This is a genomic window from Natrinema sp. SYSU A 869, assembly GCF_019879105.1.
Taxonomy (GTDB): Archaea; Halobacteriota; Halobacteria; order Halobacteriales; family Natrialbaceae; genus Natrinema.
In genome coordinates, this window is the sequence record NZ_CP082249.1 from 1,899,924 (window position 1) to 1,915,866 (window position 15,943).

Here is a 15,943-nt window from a genome sequence, read left to right on the forward strand (position 1 = left end):
GCGTTCGACCCGCGGTAGGTTTATGTTCGGATTCCGTGAGACGACAGTATGGAGGCTCGCCAAGACGCGTGGCGAATCTACCGCGAGTCACTACCGATCCTCGTGGTCAGCCTCGCCGGCGGGATTTTCGCCGGATCGGTCCTCGGATCGGAGGGGATGACCGAAGGATTCGAGCGATTTCCCGGGCTGTTACTGTTACTCCCCGCTTTTCTCGCGACACGAGGGAACGTCTACGGCGCAATGGGGGCGCGCATCTCGAGTGGACTCCACCAGGGGATGATCGACCCCGAGTTCTCGTGGGACCGGCGGCTGGTCAACGCCGTCGCCGCCTCGTTTATCAATGGCATCGGGATTTCGGTCGTCATCGCGGTCCTCTCGTGGGGGATTCTGCACGGTCTCGGTCGCGAATCGGCCAGACTCATCGAACTCGTCGGGATCATGCTGGTCTCCGGCGTTCTGACCTCGTTTACCCTCATATTCGGACTGTTAGCGCTGGTGTTCGCGAGCTACGAGTACGGGCTCGATCCCGACAACCTGATCGGCCCGATCGTCACCACACTCGGCGACATCTTCGGCGTCGTCTTCCTCTTCGTCGCGATCACCGTCGTCGGAGGGATCTTCTGATGGCAGCGACGGAGCCCGACGACTCGCTCGACACCTGGTCGATCCACAACATCGTCGCCACGATGTTTCCGATCCTGCTCGTCCTCTCGATGCTCGAGATGGGGTCGGGCTACGTCCTCGAGTTCCTCGAGGAGACCTACCTCTCCAATCCGACGCTGCTGGTGCTCGTCCCCGTGATGATCGGAATGGGCGGCAACCTCGGTGCGATCCTCTCCTCGCGGCTCTCGACGCGGCTCCACCTAGGCCTGCTCGAGTTCGATCCTCGAGACGAGGTGCTATGGACGAACATACTGGCGATCATGGGATTGGCAGCGACGATATTCTCGTCGCTAGGCGTCGCCGCCTGGGTCGTCGGGCAGGTTATCGCCGAACCGATGGCACTGGTCGATCTCATGCTCATCTCGGTCGTCAGCGGTATGCTTCTGGCCGTGATCGCGATCGTTCTCAGTATCGGTGCGACCTACATTTCCTACACGCAGGGACTGGACCCGGACGACACGACGATCCCGGTGGTCACGAACGTCTGTGACATCCTCGGCGTGATCGTCCTCTCGGGAGTCGCGATCGTCGTCCTGAACTAACGGGCGCTTCAAAACGCAGAGACGTACGTCTCGGCGGTACTAGTTGGCTCGGGACAGAACCGTTCTCCCGTCGTATCTTCACCTTGTGACCAGAAGCACTTAAAGGATGATCGGCCGGGTCGGGGAGGAGGCCCATCGCGAACTGGGACGACTATCGATGGGACTGCTGGATATGAGAATTCGAGAACGGACGACCTCCCGTCATATCTCCACCTTATGACCAGAATCACTTAAAGAGCGAACGGATCGAGGCGAGTCACGGCGACGAACCGCGTTGCACTATGCGGACGCGAGGTCCTGAAACGCTGCCGCAGCCGTCCGGGTCCCCTTTGAGATGAGCGCGTCGCCGCCGCGCAGTTCCGCGTCAGCATCCGCGACCAGCAGCCACCCCTCGTCGGGCCGGCGGATGGCGATCACGGACATCGTCGAATCGGCATCGGGAACGCCGGCGGTCACCGCGGTGCCGTCGAGGTCGCTCCCCTCGTCGACTTCGACGCGGGTGATAATCTCGTCGCTCTCTTGGACGGCCACCTGCACGACCGGGTGGACGTCGATGTCCCGGAGGACGCCCTCACTGATCTCGATCGCGGCGTCACTGATTCGCTCCGTGCAGCTCCCCAACTGGATCAACCCGCGCAGGACGACCGGATCTGGCGCATCCGCGGCCGCCCGGAGCGTCCACGCCTCGAAGCGCGATTGCATCGCGTCGACCTCAACCTCGAGGTTGCGGACCTCCTCGGCGAGTTCCTCGCTGTCGAACAGCACGCTGCTGTAGGCCAGATCGACCGCCAGTTCGGAGAAGTCCTTCATGTGGATGATCGTGTCCACGGCGCGCTCTAAGTCGTCGATATCCGGCGTTTCCGCCGTGGGAGCCTCGTAGACCTCTCCGGTCAGTTCCTCGCAGACGTCGCCGATCGCCGACTCGGGGCCCCGGAGGAGCGCGACGTCGTCGGCCTCGACCCGGGTCGTCGGCCCCGGATTGAGCAGCCAGTCGCTGCCCCGCCGGAGTGCGATCACGCGCACACCCGTCTCCGACTCGAGGTCGATATCCTGGAGCGTCCGGCCGGCGTAAGACGAGTCCGCCGTGACGACGCCCCGGAGGAGCGCCTCCGCGGCGTCGGGCAGCGCTGCCCGCATCGCCTCGGGGAGGCCCATGTCTTCGAGGACGATCTTCGCGATGTCACCGGCGGCGTCGCTGATCCCGTCTGCGGCCCCGACGATCCCCAGAACGGGTGCGAGCTGTTCCGCGTCGGCCGGCTTCCGGGCGGACATCAGGAGGCTCATTCGCGCTCGCATCTCGAGGATGTCCATCCGCTCTTCCAGACGAAGGACCTCCGTCGCGAGCTGCTCGCTCTGGTGAAGCACGGCCGAGTACGAGAGGTCGATCAACAGCTCGGCGGTGTCTTTCATCTCCACCAGTACGTCCTTGACGCTGACGGGCTCGTACTCGATCGGAGCCGACGATGTCTCGCCCTCGAGCGGGTCCATACCTCGAGAGTAGGTTCCCCGCGGAAAAAGCGTTTCCCGCTGGAGGGCGGCCTCGATCGAGTGGTCGGACGACGCGGCCTTCCGACACGGTTTTGCCCGGGCGCAAAGAACGGACGATCAATACCAATGCTCGACCGGACCTATCTGCGCGAGAATCCCGACGAGGTACGCGACGCCCTCGACAACCGGGGAGCCGACGTCGATCTCGACAAGCTACTCGAACTCGACGAACGCTGGCGGGAACTGAAAGCCCGCGGCGACGACCTGCGCCACGACCGCAATCAGGTCTCCAAGAAGATCGGGGAGCTCGTCGCCGAGGGGAAAGACGAGAAACGCGAGGAAGCGCTCGAGCGGTCGCGAGAGCTCAAATCCGAGATCGAGGAGGTCGAAGAGGAGGGAGTGGCCCTTGAGGAAGAGCTCCGAGAACGAATGCTCGAGATCCCACAGCTCCCCCACGAGAGCGTCCCGCTCGGCGTCGACGAACGTCACAACGTCGAGGACCGACGCTGGGGATTCGACGACGCCCACGAGCTGCCCGACGCGGTCACGCCCCACTACGAACTCGGTGAGGAGCTGGACATCATCGACGAGGAACGCGCCGCCAAGACGACCGGCTCTGGCTTTTACTTCCTCAAAGGCGAGGGCGCACAGCTCGAACACGCCCTGATCCAGTTCATGATGGACATCCACCGCGAGCAGGGGTACGTCGACCTGTTCCCGCCAGTCCCGGTCAAGAGCGCCTCGATGCGCGGCACCGGCCAGCTCCCGAAGTTTGCCGACGACGCCTATCGACTGGGCGGCAGCAACGAAGAGGACTACGAGGACGACGACCTCTGGCTCTGTCCCACCGCGGAGGTGCCGGTCACCAACATGTACGCAAACGAGATCCTCCTGAAGGACGATCTCCCGCTCAAACACCAGGCCTATACGCCGAACTTCCGGCGCGAGGCCGGCGAACACGGCACCGAAACGCGGGGCATCGTCCGCGTCCACCAGTTCAACAAGGTCGAACTCGTCAACTTCGTCGAACCCGAGGAGAGTTACGACCGCCTCGAGAACCTCCTTACGGAAGCCGAGGACGTCCTCAAACGGCTCGGACTCCCCTACCGCATCCTCGAACTCTGTACCGGCGACCTGACCTTCGCCAGCGCCAAGACCTACGACATCGAGGTCTGGGCCCCCGGCGACGACATGGACGAGGGCCCCGAGGAAGGCGGCCGCTGGCTCGAGGTCTCGAGCGCATCGAATTTCGAGGACTTCCAAGCGCGACGCGCCGGCCTGCGCTACCGGCCCGAGCGCCACGAGTCAGCCGACTACCTTCACACGCTCAACGCCTCCGGGCTCGCGATTCCCCGGGTCATGGTGGCGATCCTCGAGTACTACCAGAACGAGGACGGCACGGTGACGATTCCCGAACCGCTGCAGTCGTACATGGGCGGGAAAGAAGTCATCAAGGGCCACGAGAAGGTCGGCGAGAGCGCGCTCGGAGCCGGCGATCGGGAGTAGCGCACGCTCGTCATTCGCCGATTCATCGGCGGTTCGGTAACGATGGGCTGCTCCGACAGTAGAGTCGAGTCGGCTACTTGAGTCGTGTTCACCCACTGTCAACGAAACTACTATCTCTCAGAGACAGAGTTGACACGTATGTACATCGATCTCCGACAAAAAGTGATCGCATCGATCATCGGGGTGCTGTTCGTCGTCGGCGCACTAGTCCTGTTTCCGTGGTGGGTCGCGTTGTTCGTCTTCCTCGTGATCGTCCCCTTCTATATGAAGGTCCTGACGGCGTGACGGCCGGTAGACCCACTATCTCGAGTCAAACAGCATCGACAGGAACAAGAAGGCACACGGTTCGCAAACGGAATCTGAACGGTCGTCAGTAACTCACGCTTCGAACGCGTTTCGCGCCCGTTGTTCCCATTCTCATCGTGCCCACTGACCCGGTCGGCCGCATTTCGTGCGTCTTTGATAGTCCCGACGACAGTATACCTGTGAGTTTGTCCGGTTTTGGGTCTCGAGCCACCGCTGAACAATACATTGGCGCTTCAGGATGAAATATCCGGCAACGAGGCAGTTCGCGACACGCACGAACGCTGTGCGTTTGCGATTTCGGTTCAGTCAGTGACGAGAGAATACTGTTCTCTCGAGCGACGGCAGACGGCGCGCCGCTTAGATGTAGTCGATACTTGGCGGCAGCTCGAGCTTCATACCCTTGCGCTCGCGGATCTCCATGATCTTGTCACGCTGAAGCGAGTTGGACATGACCTCGAAACCGGCGTTCTCGGTGTTCCAGGAGGCACGACCCTCGGTCGCGGAGCGGATGTCGCTCGCGAAGCCGATCATCTCGCCGACGGGTGCGATGCCCTCGACGACCATGAGGTCGCCTTCTTGGTACATGTCGTCGACGCGGCCACGACGACCCTGAATCTCGCCGGATGCAGCGCCCATGTGGTCGTTGGGCACGTCGATACGAACGTCCTGCATCGGCTCGAGCATCTTGATCTTGCCGTCGATTAGCGACTTGTGGAGCGCGTTCCGGGTCGCGGGGATGACCTGTGCCGGACCGCGGTGGATGGTGTCCTCGTGGAGTCGCGCGTCGTGGAGACGGATGAGCGTCCCCTGCACCGGCTCGTTTGCCAGTGGACCGTTGTCGAGGGCGTCCTCGAGGCCTTCGATGACGAGTTCCATCGTCTCGTTCAGGTGCTGGATACCCTTCGTGTCGTCGATGAGGATGTTCGTCCCGTGCATGTGCTCGACGTTCTGGGACGTATCCTTGTCCATACCGGCCTCCTGCAGGGCTTCACGGCGATCCTGCTCGGGCATGTCCATCGAGGCCTCGCCGCGCTGAATCGTCTCGACGAGGTCGTCCGTCATCGGTTCGATGGAGATGTAGAAGCGGTTGTGACGGTTCGGCGAGATGCCCTCGACCTGGTCGCTGGGCTCCTGGGGCTGCTCGCGGTAGACGACGATCGGCTCACCGGTGTTGACCGGAATGCCCTGATTCTTCTCGATACGCTGGGTGATGACCTCGAGGTGGAGTTCACCCTGTCCAGAGATCAGGTGTTCGCCCGTCTCCTCGTTGATCTCGATCTGGATCGTCGGGTCCTCCTTGGAGACCTGTCGGAGCGTCTCGATCAGCTTCGGCAGGTCGTCCATGTTCTTTGCCTCGACGGACTTCGTAATGACCGGCTCGGAGATGTGCTCGATCGTCTCGAACGGCGTCATCTCGGTACTGGAGACGGTCGAACCGGCGATTGCGTCCTTGAGACCGGTGACGGCGGCGATGTTCCCTGCAGGAACTTCGTCCACCTCCTCGCGCTCACCGCCCATGTAGACGCCGACGGACTGGATGCGGTTCTTGCCCGCAGTCCCGGAGACGTAGAGCTCCTGTCCCTTCTCGAGGGTCCCGGAGAAGACGCGGCCGGATGCGACTTCACCGGCGTGGGGGTCCATCGCGATGTCGGTAACCATCAGGACGACCTCGCCGTCCTCGTTGACGAGGCGCATCGAATCAGCCAGTTCCGACTCGGCGTCGCCACGCCAGATGCGCGGAATACGACGGGGCTGTGCATTGATCGGATTTGGGAAGTGCTCACAGACCATGTCGAGCACGACGTCCGACAGCGGCGTTCGCTCGTGGAGCTCCTGGCGCTTGTCGGCGCGCTCGAGTTCCATGATTTCGGCGAAGTCCATGCCGGTACGCTGCATCGACGGCATGGAGACGCCCCACTTGTACAGTGCGGACCCAAAGCCGACGGTTCCCCCTTCGACTGAAACGGTCCAGTCGTCGATATCGTCCATGTCCTCGGTCATCCCGCGGATGAGTTCGTTGACGTCGCGGATGACGGAGAGGAGTCGCTCCTGCATCTCCTCGGGCCCCTCCTGGAGCTCGGAGATGAGGCGGTCGACCTTGTTGATGAACAGGGTCGGCTTGACGCCCTCGCGGAGTGCCTGGCGTAGCACCGTCTCGGTCTGGGGCATCGCCCCTTCGACGGCGTCGACGACGACGAGCGCACCGTCGACGGCGCGCATCGCTCGCGTCACGTCGCCACCGAAGTCGACGTGGCCCGGCGTGTCGATGAGGTTGATGAGGTGGTTCTGATCCTCGTACTCGTGAGTCATCGAAACGTTCGCCGCGTCGATGGTAATCCCGCGTTCCTGCTCGTCTTCTTCGGTGTCCATCGCGAGCTGCTCACCGGCAGTCTCGTCGGAGATCATGCCGGCACCAGCCAGCAGATTGTCTGTAAGGGTTGTTTTCCCGTGGTCAACGTGAGCGGCGATGGCGATGTTCCGGATGTTCTCCGGGTCGTCCATCAGCCGTTCACACTCTTGGACGATCTTCTTGCGTCGGCCCATATATCCCCCAATACCGCCAGCGGGGTCAAAAGGGTAGTGTTTCGTCGCCGCCGGAATTCGTCGTCTTTCCCCGTCCGAACGCTGGAATATCCAATTTGAGTGAGTGAACGAGTCTCATAATTGGGCGGGATGACGGGCACGAGGCCTACGTCCGGGCTCACGACCGTTGCCGAGCGATCAATCCGATGTCTCAAACTCGCGGTTCATCCGCGTGCAACCGCACAAAAGAGTCAAATCCCGTCGGCCTCTTGCTAGGGCCACACATGGATATCCGCATGCAGGGACCGGGCCCGACCTCTCCATTCCTCAGTGCCCGCGACCTTTTCGAAACCGAACAGGATCTCTCGCTGCCGGTCCACGTCACCCTCCAGGACGATCCCGACGAACGGACCTGGGCCGCCCACTACGACGATCATCACGTCCTGAACATCTCGAGACAGGCCGCCTCGTCAGCCATGGCCCGCGAACTCGCGCTCCACGAGTTCGCCCACATGGCCCGCCACGAACAGCAACACCCCTCCCACATCCAGTCCACCGAAGAAGTCCTCTACCTCGCGCTGGCCGGCAAGAGCGTCGAACGGCGCAAGCTTTCCCACTGCTATCAGATTGCAAACCACATGAAGGACATCTACGCCGACGATATCACGCTCTCGGTCGGGCCCGGCGAGAAGTTGCTCTCGTTTCTCGAGTCCAGCCTCGCGGCGGCCGTCGCCGATCGGCCCGAGACGCCGTCCCGCCCCGGGTTCGAGCGACTATCTGCGAGCGCCGATCCCGAGATCACGGCGGTAAACGCGGCCTTCGCGTTGGCGCTCGCAGAGCGACACGACCTCGTCGATGAGGACCATCGATTGTATGACCTCGCACACGCGGCCGCGATGGACGCCCCCGAAATCGACTTCGAGGGGTTCAAATGCCGATTCCGAGAACTCGCACGGGAACCCGACACGAGCACCTATCGACAGGTGCTCGTCGACGCGACGCGCTCGTACGTTGGCAGAGGGAGTCGCGCCGCAGACTAAATCGACAACCACCGAATCGGTATCCCCGGCGGACAGTTCGGCGAGACGGGAGTCGCAAATGCCAAACCCGACCGAGAATCGAAGGTCCCGAAATAGGGCTACTCGAGTCCGTAGACAGTACAGTTCAACCCGAACTCTTATTGGTTGAGGGCATGAACCCGTGGAACATACTAGCGATGCACTCGGGAACGGACTGCGCGGGGACGAAAGAGGACGGGTTCTCCGAGGAACTCTCACAGTTGAAACGACAGGGGGCAGGCGTTCTCGTCGTCGGTTCCGTTCGACCAAGCCAGCGACGGAACGCCTGTCACCGACTGATGGGCTGTGAGACCGAGCGAGTGCGGCGGCGCATCCTCGTCTCGACGACCGGCGGCCCACACCGCGTCTCGCGGTTCGACGATCAGCGGTCCGAGACGCTCTCGGTCATCAGCTACGATGCTCAGGCTCGGAGCGTCGCTGCAAGCAGTATCGGAGCCGATCCGTCGATCGAGCCCGAAACGATTGAGGTCGACACACTTATCGACCTCGGAATGGCCATCTCGAGCGCGATCGAGTCCTTCGAAACTGAGACCAACGGGCTCGAACCGGCCGAACTCAGAGTGGGGATCGACTCGTTGCTCCCGCTGCTCGAAGAGTACGGCAGACAACGCGTCTTCAAATTCCTGCATTTAATCAACGGACGAACGAAGCACATCGGCGGGATGTCACACTATCAGCTCCCGGTTGAACGGGACGCCAGGATCGTCCCAACGCTGTCACCGCTGTTCGACATCGTTGTCGAGCTTCGGGAACGGAACGGCGATTCTCAGGAGCGGTGGCTCATCGGCGACAGGACCCACAGCTCCGGCTGGCTCTCGGCGGACCAGAATTAGGACAGTCTCCGTTTCAGCCCAACGAACACCACGAGCGGTTCCACGCGCCGTCAGACCGGCGTATTTGTCTCCATGAAACCGATATTTAAGTCGACACAAGGGGGAATCGAAATTATCGATCCGATCGAACGCCATCGATATCGGCTGACGATAAACGGGCCAGTTTCACTCGAGTCAGCGTCTGCTGATCAGGTTGGATTTCCAACTGAATCGATAGTACAGTTTACAACCAATTCGATCAAACTGCCGTCAACTGAAGGTGTTTTCGTCCGCGACTCGGACGGAATGATGCTCGCAGATGTGAGCCCAGCCGAACGAGCAGAGTTCCGACCCGACGAGTACACGCTGGATCTATCCGGTCCCTTGAAAGTCTATGCTTGTATCGATAGTCCGGTACAGATTTGGTCCGATAGCAAGCAGACGTACGTCGATTTCGGAGAGCGTACGAACGTGATTCTCGGCGCACGATCGTTCCACGAGCGGCCAGCAACGACGATCACGACGACAGCAGAGCCCACAGATGTCATGGCGGCAGTGTCTGCCTTTGGGTCGGCACTGAAGACGACAGCACCTGAACGGTCCTATTCGACACTCCGAGGCCATCCACCGCGTCTCGAGCTTGGCGATGAATTACACGTTCCAGCTGATTTCGACAAGACGGAACAGAACATTCAGATCGAAGTCCCCGCGACACTCCGTCATGTGTTCGTCGCTACACCACTCGCTTATTACCTCGGTGCAGACGTAACGCGGGGTTCAAGCCCGCAAATAGTCACCGACCAAGAGTACGCCTATTCACTCGATGATTCAGACGGCTTTGAATCGTCGGTACGGCGAGTACTGAAACAGGTGTTCTTTCTCGATTGTATAGTTCGGACGGAGGGGAAGACACCTCTCCCGTTACATGAACGGCAAGTGGCAGAACCAGCACTCGACTTCGACGTTACCGAGGCATATGGCCAATCCCTCGCTGAACGAATTGAAACCTATCTCAACGTATCGTATGCGACGGTGAAACCGTATCTCCCATACTGGCGGTTCGAAACCCGATGTGAGCCGACACCGGATCACATCGAATTCCTCCCGTTCATTGCCAACGATCTCGCAATCGTCAGCGTTGAGGAAGATAATACGGAACCGACACTACCAGATCCAGTCGTAGAGCAGGCGATCGAGGATTTTACTCGATCCGATTTTGACCGAAGTACACAGTCGCGTTCTATCCGCGGGAACACGACTGTAGCCAGATCCGCAAACTCTCCACAGCTACCCACAATCCAGCAATCATGGATGGGTATTGGGGACGCCGAAATTACGAGTACTACCCCACTGGCAGCATACCAGAATACGATCGGCCGTACGCCGAAAGACGGGCCAATCGAGATCGAGGTCATCTGCAACGACCCAGATATGCGCGAAGAACTCGAAAGTGTTAACGGTACGTACGGAACTCGAGAAGAACTTCCATTCGATACCACAGTCCACTATGATCTCTCGATGGACAGTCTCGAGGCTGTTCTCGCTAGTAAGAGTGACTTCCTTCACTATATCGGACACATAGATGCGGACGGGTTCCAGTGTTCGGACGGGAAACTGGACGCTGCAACGGTTGACACCGTCGGAGCAAAAGCATTCCTCTTAAACGCATGCCAGTCGCACGATCAGGGATTACGCCTCGTTGAGACCGGAAGTATTGGTGGTATCGTGACTCTCGGTAATGTTGTCAATAGCGGTGCAGTCAGTGTCGGAATTCAAATCGCCCGGTTATTGAATCTCGGCTTCCCACTCTATGGGGCGCTAGATGTTGTCCGACAAGAGAATATCGTTGGGCAACAGTACCATATGGTCGGTAGTGGGAGGACGACAATCGCACAATCCGAAACGAGAATGCCGAATTCATGTGTACTATCACATGAGGAAGGAGACATTGATATGGATATGAATCTGTACACGTCAGCAAATGTGAAACGAGGAAGTGTGTTTTCTCCACACATTGATTCAGTGGGATCATATTATGTGCTTCCGAGGAAGACAGGACAGATTTCAGTGACTGACTCAGAACTCACTGAATTCCTTGACGAGGCGCTATTCCCCGTTATACAGGACGGAAAAATTGAATGGAGTAAGGACCTCCTCGATGAGGGAATCTGATTGTTACGGTCCAGCAAATAAAGTGCCGTTCGTTGCTGCGACCGTTCCAGCCTGTGCCAGTAACAACAGGCTCGTGAACAGGACGCCGACCATTCGCGGGTGACTCTTCAAGTATTCTGTAATAGCCGTCATGGTACACACAGCATATCTGTTGATATACTAATAAGAGTATTCTAATATATCTTATAGAGAATTCATGGTAAATTATTGTTCATCGTTTATTAAGTTCAGGTCAAAGAGTCAAGAGCAGTACCGAACCGAGTATTTCTATCTATATCCCTAGTCATGGTAGTCTGAACTACCGTGAGTCGCCCGAGCGGACCCAATACCTATTCAGGAGGATGAATAGAGATGTGCGAAAGTCGATCATAGTCCGAGAAACATAGTAAAACGTACTAGTACGCGCGAGAAAACAGCCGAAAAACGAATCAGCGAATCGCGTTAGCGAGCTGCTGCCGCGACGCGCTCTTTCTCCTCTTTCTGGCTGACCGCGTAAGTCTGGACATCGTAGTTGGCCCCACCAATAAGCTGGTTGGCGATGGCCTCCTCAACGTCCGTAGTGGTCTTGAACGAGGCGTTGTAGACGCCTTCCGCGAGGAACTTCAGCGACTGGTCGACGCGGCGCTGCGGGGCGACGTCGACGGCCTTCGGCACCGAGATGCCACCGTACTTCAGGCGGACGGTCTCCTCTCGCGGGGCCGCGTTCTCGACGGCCGTGACGAGCACCTGAATCGGGTTGTCCTCGGTCCGCTCGTGGATGATTTCGAAGGCATCACGAACGTAATTGAGCGTCTTCTGCTTCTTACCCGTGTTCTCCTCGGTCTGCATCAGCCGATTGATGAACCGCTCGACGATAGAGATCTGGGACTTCTTGAACTGCTTGCCGGCGTGGCGACCCGCGGTGTGAGCGACGGGGGTCACCGTGATGTAGCGCTCGGTCGAGGGGTCGGCGTACTCGAGTTCGCCGAGTTCCCACGTGCCGAAGAGCTTCGCCGAAACGTCTGCGCCACCGGCCGGGGCGTCCGGGTCCGGTTGATCTTCTGCCGCCATGATTATCGCACCGGTTTTTCTGCGTTTCCGCGAACGAGTTCCTTCAGGGCGACGCCGTTGACCTTGTCGACCTTGTAGTTGACACCGGAGAGGTCACCCATCGCACGACCCTTGGCCCCACCGATCCCGGCGATGGTGACTTCGTCGTGTTCGTCGATGAACGAGATTGCGCCGTCACCGGGACAGAACGCGGTGACCTGCTTGCCGTTCTTGATCAGCTGCACTCGGACACACTTCCGAATTGCCGAGTTAGGCTGTTTGGCTTCGATGCCGACCTTTTCGAGTACGATACCGCGAGCTTGGGGTGCACCCTCGAGGGGGTCAGACTTCTCGCGAAGTCCGCGGGCGCGGCGCGCGTAGTCCGAGTCGGACCACCGCTGATTCTGGCGGTCCTTCTTGAGCTTGCGCGCGGCGTATTTGCCGTTTGCCATGGGCGTCGCTATCCGACGAAGGCACTTAAGCGACCCGTTTCGAGTCGGCGTTACGGCTCGAGAGCACTCGATGAGGGCCGACGAAGGAATCTGAGCGGGTTTCATAACCAAGTAACAGCTCTCGGGCTGTCGCGCCGATCCACCACGATAGCTACCAAACATGAGTTTTTATATGTGAGTGATCCGCTCGATGGCGAATTGCAACTGGTCATGCTTACGGATTTAATGAATTGGCGGGCAGTTATCGCAAGGGGCGGTCGACATACTCCCGTCTCTCGCTGAACGTTCTGCCCCGAGAACGATGATTCGACTCCTGCTATCAGATCGCATACGTAACTAGAAGTTATTAAATAGGAGAGTTACATTCTGTATTCGTTATGGCTACAATCGATACAGTGTTTGTTACTACATCCTGGTTCAAGCGACTCATCGGGGGTTCTGGCGAGAAGTCTCAGTCCAGCGAACAGTTGCCGACAGTAGACGATCGCATCGGGTTCGATGGATCGCTCGAGGACGCGGAAGTAATCGGTCGGAGTCCCCTTTCGTACATTGCTGCAGGCGAATCAGTCTCGTCGTTCGTAGGGAAACAGATCACCAGTAAACTCGCCGAACACGGGCTCGAGGACATCGAGTCTGACGAGTGGTACCCGCTCGAAATCCCGCTTGCCATGCTGTACGATATGCGTGATGAGTATGGTTCCGTCAGAATGCAAAATATGGGGCAAAACGTCCCTCAACACGTCGAATTTCCGCCGGAGCTTTCCGAGGTCGATAACGCGTTACGGGCGATCGATACGGCGTATCACCAGAACCACCGCGGCAGCGAAATCGGATCCTACGAGTTCCAGAAAGAGGGACCGAACGAGGGAGTGATGGTCTGTGAGAATCCCTATCCGTGTGAATTCGATAAGGGACTCATCAGGGGCGTCGCGAAGAAGTTCGCTAACAACCCCGTCGAGGTCGAGGAAGTCGGCGACCAGTGTCGGTCGGACGGCGATCAGCGCTGTGAGTACCGCATTAAGTGGATCTGATCGCAGTCACACCGTGACCGGTGTCAGAGACGTTCGAAACGATTCCGGAGCTCGAGGGCAACGCCCGGTCAGTACGGATACTCACGGGGTTCGCGCTGGATCGAGATCCACTTCAACGTCGTCAAGGTGTCCATGATCCACTCGTCGTTGTACCGGCCCATGCCCGACGCACCGACACCGCCGAATGCGACGTGCGGCTCGTCGTTCAACGGCTGGTCGTTGATGTGGACCATGCCCGTCTCCATCGCGTCGGCCACGTCACGTGCCCGCCCCACGTCCGTCGAATGAACCGATCCAGACAGGCCGTACTCGGTGTCGTTGACGATCCGGATCGCCTCCTCGTCGGTCTCGAAGGGGATGACCGGCGCAACCGGCCCGAAGTGCTCGTTACAGGCGACCGGCATATCACCGGTGACGTCCGATAACACCGTGGGTTCGATGAACAGGCCATCGTGGTTGCCACCAGTCTCGACCGTCGCGCCGTGCTCTATCGACTCCTCGACGAACCCGACGATCTTGTCACGCTGGCTCTCGTTGATGACCGGTCCGACCAGCGTCCCCTCCTCGAGCGGATTACCGATGGGGAGTTGCTCGGCGCGGTCGGCCAGCCCCGCTACGTACTCGTCGTACAGCGATTCGTGAACCAGGTGGCGGTTGATTGAGATGCACTCCTGTCCCTGGTGGGTGAACGATCCGAACGCGCCGGCGTCGATCGCACGCTCTAGGTCGGCGTCCGACAGCACGACGTGAGCGTTGTTCCCGCCCAGTTCGAGCGCGGGTTCCGTGTACGCTCCGACGGCACGCTGGCCGACGCCTCGGCCCACTTCCGAGGAACCGGTAAACGACATCACCGACGGAACCGAATGTCCCGAGAAGTGGTCGCCGATCTCGTGGCCGTAGCCAGGGACGACGTTCAGGACGCCGTCCGGGAGGCCGGCCTCCTCGAAGACCTTCGCGAGCACGAGCCCGCCCGTTATCGGAGTGTGCTCGTCCGGCTTTACTACCACGCTATTGCCCAGTGCGATGGCGGGCGCGACGACTCGGCTGGTGAGGTACAGCGGGAAGTTCCACGGCGTGATGACGCCGACGACGCCGGCCGGTTCGCGTACAAGCAGGTTCTCCTTGCCGGGCGTGACCGAGTCCTTGCGGCGGCCGCCGTCGCGCATCGCCAGTCCAGCGCCAACCTCCATCGTGCCTTGTGCGAGCTGGGTCTCGAAATCGGCTTTTAGCTGGACCCCGCCGCACTCAACCGCGAACAGCGTCGCGAGATCGTCGGCGTACTTGCCCAGTAACTCACAGGCTTCGGAGACGATCGCAGCACGCTCCTGCGGGGGTCGCTCCCCCCACTCCTCTTGGGCCTCCTCCGCAGTCGTATATGCCTCGTCGACGTCGTCCTCGGTCCCCGAGGGAACCGTCGTCAGCGTCGTCCGTGTCGCGGGATTTTCGACATCGATTCGGTCCCGATCGCCAGCTGGAATCCACTCTCCGTCGAGATACAGCGCGTTCCACCCGGTTTCCGGCGTGATATCGAGTTCGTCCACGTCTCTCTCTTCGGCAGATAACTTGCTTCCATCCGTCATACGGATCCTCCTCTTGGTGGAATCTGCTTATTGGTTTGGTTATTACATTCACGAGTAATAACAACTAACCGCTATCCCCACAGTCCGCAGAAGGTACGAGTGTGCTACTTTCCGCCCTTTAAACCCCCACTATATATAGATATTATATAATATCTATGCGATGATTCCAAATTTGCCGACGCAGACCAGAGACAAAGATATCTGCTGTTCCCACTGGGGAATGCGTAGTAATTTCCGTCATCGAGAGTTCGCGATCGTTCCGATTACTGGACGCGAACTGTTCGACTGACAGCAAGTTCGATGGGGATGTCGGTACGGAATGAGATCGCAGTCAGATGAGTTGCATGTCGTCGATTCCGAAATGACGATCTACAAGCCGTCGAGCGGCGTCGATCGTCCGCCCGTCCGTACCGATCGCGATACCGTGGTCGTCTTCGGCGACTTCCACGTAGGCGACGATATCGTTGTTCTCGCTGATCGTGACGTTGTACACTGCCGCCGGCGCGAGCACGTTCGCGACGAACGCCTCCGGATCGTCCGCGTCTTCGACGAGTCGAACCTGAGCGTCGACCCGTTCTTCGAACCGCTTTACCGTCCGGCCGCCAGGACCGATCGCTTCGCCCATCCCGCCACTGGCGACGACGATCAGGAGACGGTCACCGCCCTCGGTGACGAGACAATCTCGGCCGTCAACGCCTGTCACGTCCTCGAACACGGCGAGATACTTCCGGGCGTCGTCATCGAGGGTAACGCCCATCGA

General features: G+C 59.6%; 14 protein-coding genes. 8 read left to right on the forward strand and 6 right to left on the reverse strand.

The features are described 5' to 3' along the window. Positions 1-48 precede the first annotated feature (48 nt). Both K6I40_RS17590 and K6I40_RS17595 read left to right on the forward strand, forming a co-directional pair. A complete protein-coding gene (locus tag K6I40_RS17590) occupies positions 49-624 on the forward strand; it encodes a magnesium transporter (protein ID WP_222920276.1) in 576 nt (191 codons plus the stop codon). Then, complete coding sequence (locus K6I40_RS17595) at positions 624-1,205, forward strand: magnesium transporter (protein WP_222920277.1); 582 nt, start codon at positions 624-626, stop codon at positions 1,203-1,205. Before K6I40_RS17590 ends, K6I40_RS17595 begins: the two co-directional genes overlap by 1 nt. Before the next feature lie 279 nt (positions 1,206-1,484). Here K6I40_RS17595 and K6I40_RS17600 read toward each other — a convergent pair whose 3' ends face one another. Further along, positions 1,485-2,693, reverse strand: coding sequence for a TrkA C-terminal domain-containing protein (locus K6I40_RS17600; protein WP_222920278.1), 1,209 nt, complete (start codon positions 2,691-2,693; stop codon positions 1,485-1,487). 126 nt (positions 2,694-2,819) lie between these two features. Here K6I40_RS17600 and serS point away from each other — a divergent pair, with 126 nt between their 5' ends. Together serS and K6I40_RS17610 are read left to right on the forward strand one after the other, a co-directional pair. After that, positions 2,820-4,199, forward strand: coding sequence for a serine--tRNA ligase (gene serS, locus K6I40_RS17605; protein ID WP_222920279.1), 1,380 nt, complete (start codon positions 2,820-2,822; stop codon positions 4,197-4,199). A gap of 138 nt (positions 4,200-4,337) precedes the next feature. Continuing rightward, positions 4,338-4,484: a hypothetical protein gene (locus K6I40_RS17610; RefSeq protein WP_222920280.1), complete on the forward strand. Its 147-nt coding sequence runs from the start codon at positions 4,338-4,340 to the stop codon at positions 4,482-4,484. Positions 4,485-4,862: 378 nt separating this feature from the next. On the opposite strand, the gene K6I40_RS17615 is transcribed toward K6I40_RS17610, so the two are convergent. Further along, positions 4,863-7,049, reverse strand: a complete 2,187-nt coding sequence (locus K6I40_RS17615; protein WP_222920281.1) for an elongation factor EF-2 — start codon at positions 7,047-7,049, stop codon at positions 4,863-4,865. Between the two features lie 263 nt (positions 7,050-7,312). Between K6I40_RS17615 and K6I40_RS17620 the strand changes: the two genes are divergently transcribed. From K6I40_RS17620 to K6I40_RS17630, 3 genes are all read left to right on the forward strand, one after another. After that, positions 7,313-8,068 (forward strand): DUF5781 family protein, encoded by a 756-nt coding sequence (locus K6I40_RS17620; protein WP_222920282.1) that lies wholly within the window; start codon positions 7,313-7,315, stop codon positions 8,066-8,068. A gap of 176 nt (positions 8,069-8,244) precedes the next feature. After that, positions 8,245-8,940: a hypothetical protein gene (locus K6I40_RS17625; protein WP_222920398.1), complete on the forward strand. Its 696-nt coding sequence runs from the start codon at positions 8,245-8,247 to the stop codon at positions 8,938-8,940. 285 nt (positions 8,941-9,225) lie between these two features. Beyond that, complete coding sequence (locus K6I40_RS17630) at positions 9,226-11,091, forward strand: hypothetical protein (protein WP_345779442.1); 1,866 nt, start codon at positions 9,226-9,228, stop codon at positions 11,089-11,091. 441 nt (positions 11,092-11,532) lie between these two features. Here the strand turns inward: K6I40_RS17630 and K6I40_RS17635 are convergent, their stop codons facing one another. Both K6I40_RS17635 and K6I40_RS17640 read right to left on the reverse strand, forming a co-directional pair. Further along, entirely contained in the window at positions 11,533-12,141 is a 609-nt protein-coding gene (locus tag K6I40_RS17635; protein WP_222920284.1) for a 30S ribosomal protein S7, read from the reverse strand. Between the two features lie 2 nt (positions 12,142-12,143). Next, positions 12,144-12,572 carry a 30S ribosomal protein S12 gene (locus K6I40_RS17640; RefSeq protein ID WP_004267302.1) on the reverse strand — a complete coding sequence of 143 codons (429 nt, stop codon included), beginning with the start codon at positions 12,570-12,572 and terminating at the stop codon, positions 12,144-12,146. A 377-nt stretch (positions 12,573-12,949) separates the two neighbouring features. Here K6I40_RS17640 and K6I40_RS17645 point away from each other — a divergent pair, with 377 nt between their 5' ends. Beyond that, on the forward strand, positions 12,950-13,603 hold the full coding sequence (locus K6I40_RS17645; protein WP_222920285.1) for a 4-vinyl reductase: 654 nt from the start codon (positions 12,950-12,952) through the stop codon (positions 13,601-13,603). 68 nt (positions 13,604-13,671) lie between these two features. Here the strand turns inward: K6I40_RS17645 and K6I40_RS17650 are convergent, their stop codons facing one another. After that, complete coding sequence (locus K6I40_RS17650) at positions 13,672-15,183, reverse strand: aldehyde dehydrogenase family protein (RefSeq protein ID WP_222920286.1); 1,512 nt, start codon at positions 15,181-15,183, stop codon at positions 13,672-13,674. Between the two features lie 331 nt (positions 15,184-15,514). Then, on the reverse strand, positions 15,515-15,940 hold the full coding sequence (locus K6I40_RS17655) for a NusA-like transcription termination signal-binding factor (protein ID WP_222920287.1): 426 nt from the start codon (positions 15,938-15,940) through the stop codon (positions 15,515-15,517). Positions 15,941-15,943 lie beyond the last annotated feature (3 nt).

Excerpts from the sequence above, each read along its gene's own strand:
- K6I40_RS17610 (WP_222920280.1), top strand. The coding sequence starts at position 4,338 with ATGTACATCGATCTCCGACAAAAAGTGATCGCATCGATCATCGGGGTG.
- K6I40_RS17595 (WP_222920277.1), top strand. The coding sequence starts at position 624 with ATGGCAGCGACGGAGCCCGACGACTCGCTCGACACCTGGTCGATCCAC.
- K6I40_RS17645 (WP_222920285.1), top strand. The coding sequence starts at position 12,950 with ATGGCTACAATCGATACAGTGTTTGTTACTACATCCTGGTTCAAGCGA.
- K6I40_RS17640 (WP_004267302.1), bottom strand. The coding sequence starts at position 12,572 with ATGGCAAACGGCAAATACGCCGCGCGCAAGCTCAAGAAGGACCGCCAG.
- K6I40_RS17590 (WP_222920276.1), top strand. The coding sequence starts at position 49 with ATGGAGGCTCGCCAAGACGCGTGGCGAATCTACCGCGAGTCACTACCG.
- K6I40_RS17650 (WP_222920286.1), bottom strand. The coding sequence starts at position 15,183 with ATGACGGATGGAAGCAAGTTATCTGCCGAAGAGAGAGACGTGGACGAA.
- K6I40_RS17635 (WP_222920284.1), bottom strand. The coding sequence starts at position 12,141 with ATGGCGGCAGAAGATCAACCGGACCCGGACGCCCCGGCCGGTGGCGCA.
- K6I40_RS17630 (WP_345779442.1), top strand. The coding sequence starts at position 9,226 with ATGATGCTCGCAGATGTGAGCCCAGCCGAACGAGCAGAGTTCCGACCC.
- K6I40_RS17625 (WP_222920398.1), top strand. The coding sequence starts at position 8,245 with ATGCACTCGGGAACGGACTGCGCGGGGACGAAAGAGGACGGGTTCTCC.
- K6I40_RS17620 (WP_222920282.1), top strand. The coding sequence starts at position 7,313 with ATGGATATCCGCATGCAGGGACCGGGCCCGACCTCTCCATTCCTCAGT.
- K6I40_RS17655 (WP_222920287.1), bottom strand. The coding sequence starts at position 15,940 with ATGGGCGTTACCCTCGATGACGACGCCCGGAAGTATCTCGCCGTGTTC.
- K6I40_RS17615 (WP_222920281.1), bottom strand. The coding sequence starts at position 7,049 with ATGGGCCGACGCAAGAAGATCGTCCAAGAGTGTGAACGGCTGATGGAC.
- K6I40_RS17600 (WP_222920278.1), bottom strand. The coding sequence starts at position 2,693 with ATGGACCCGCTCGAGGGCGAGACATCGTCGGCTCCGATCGAGTACGAG.
- serS (WP_222920279.1), top strand. The coding sequence starts at position 2,820 with ATGCTCGACCGGACCTATCTGCGCGAGAATCCCGACGAGGTACGCGAC.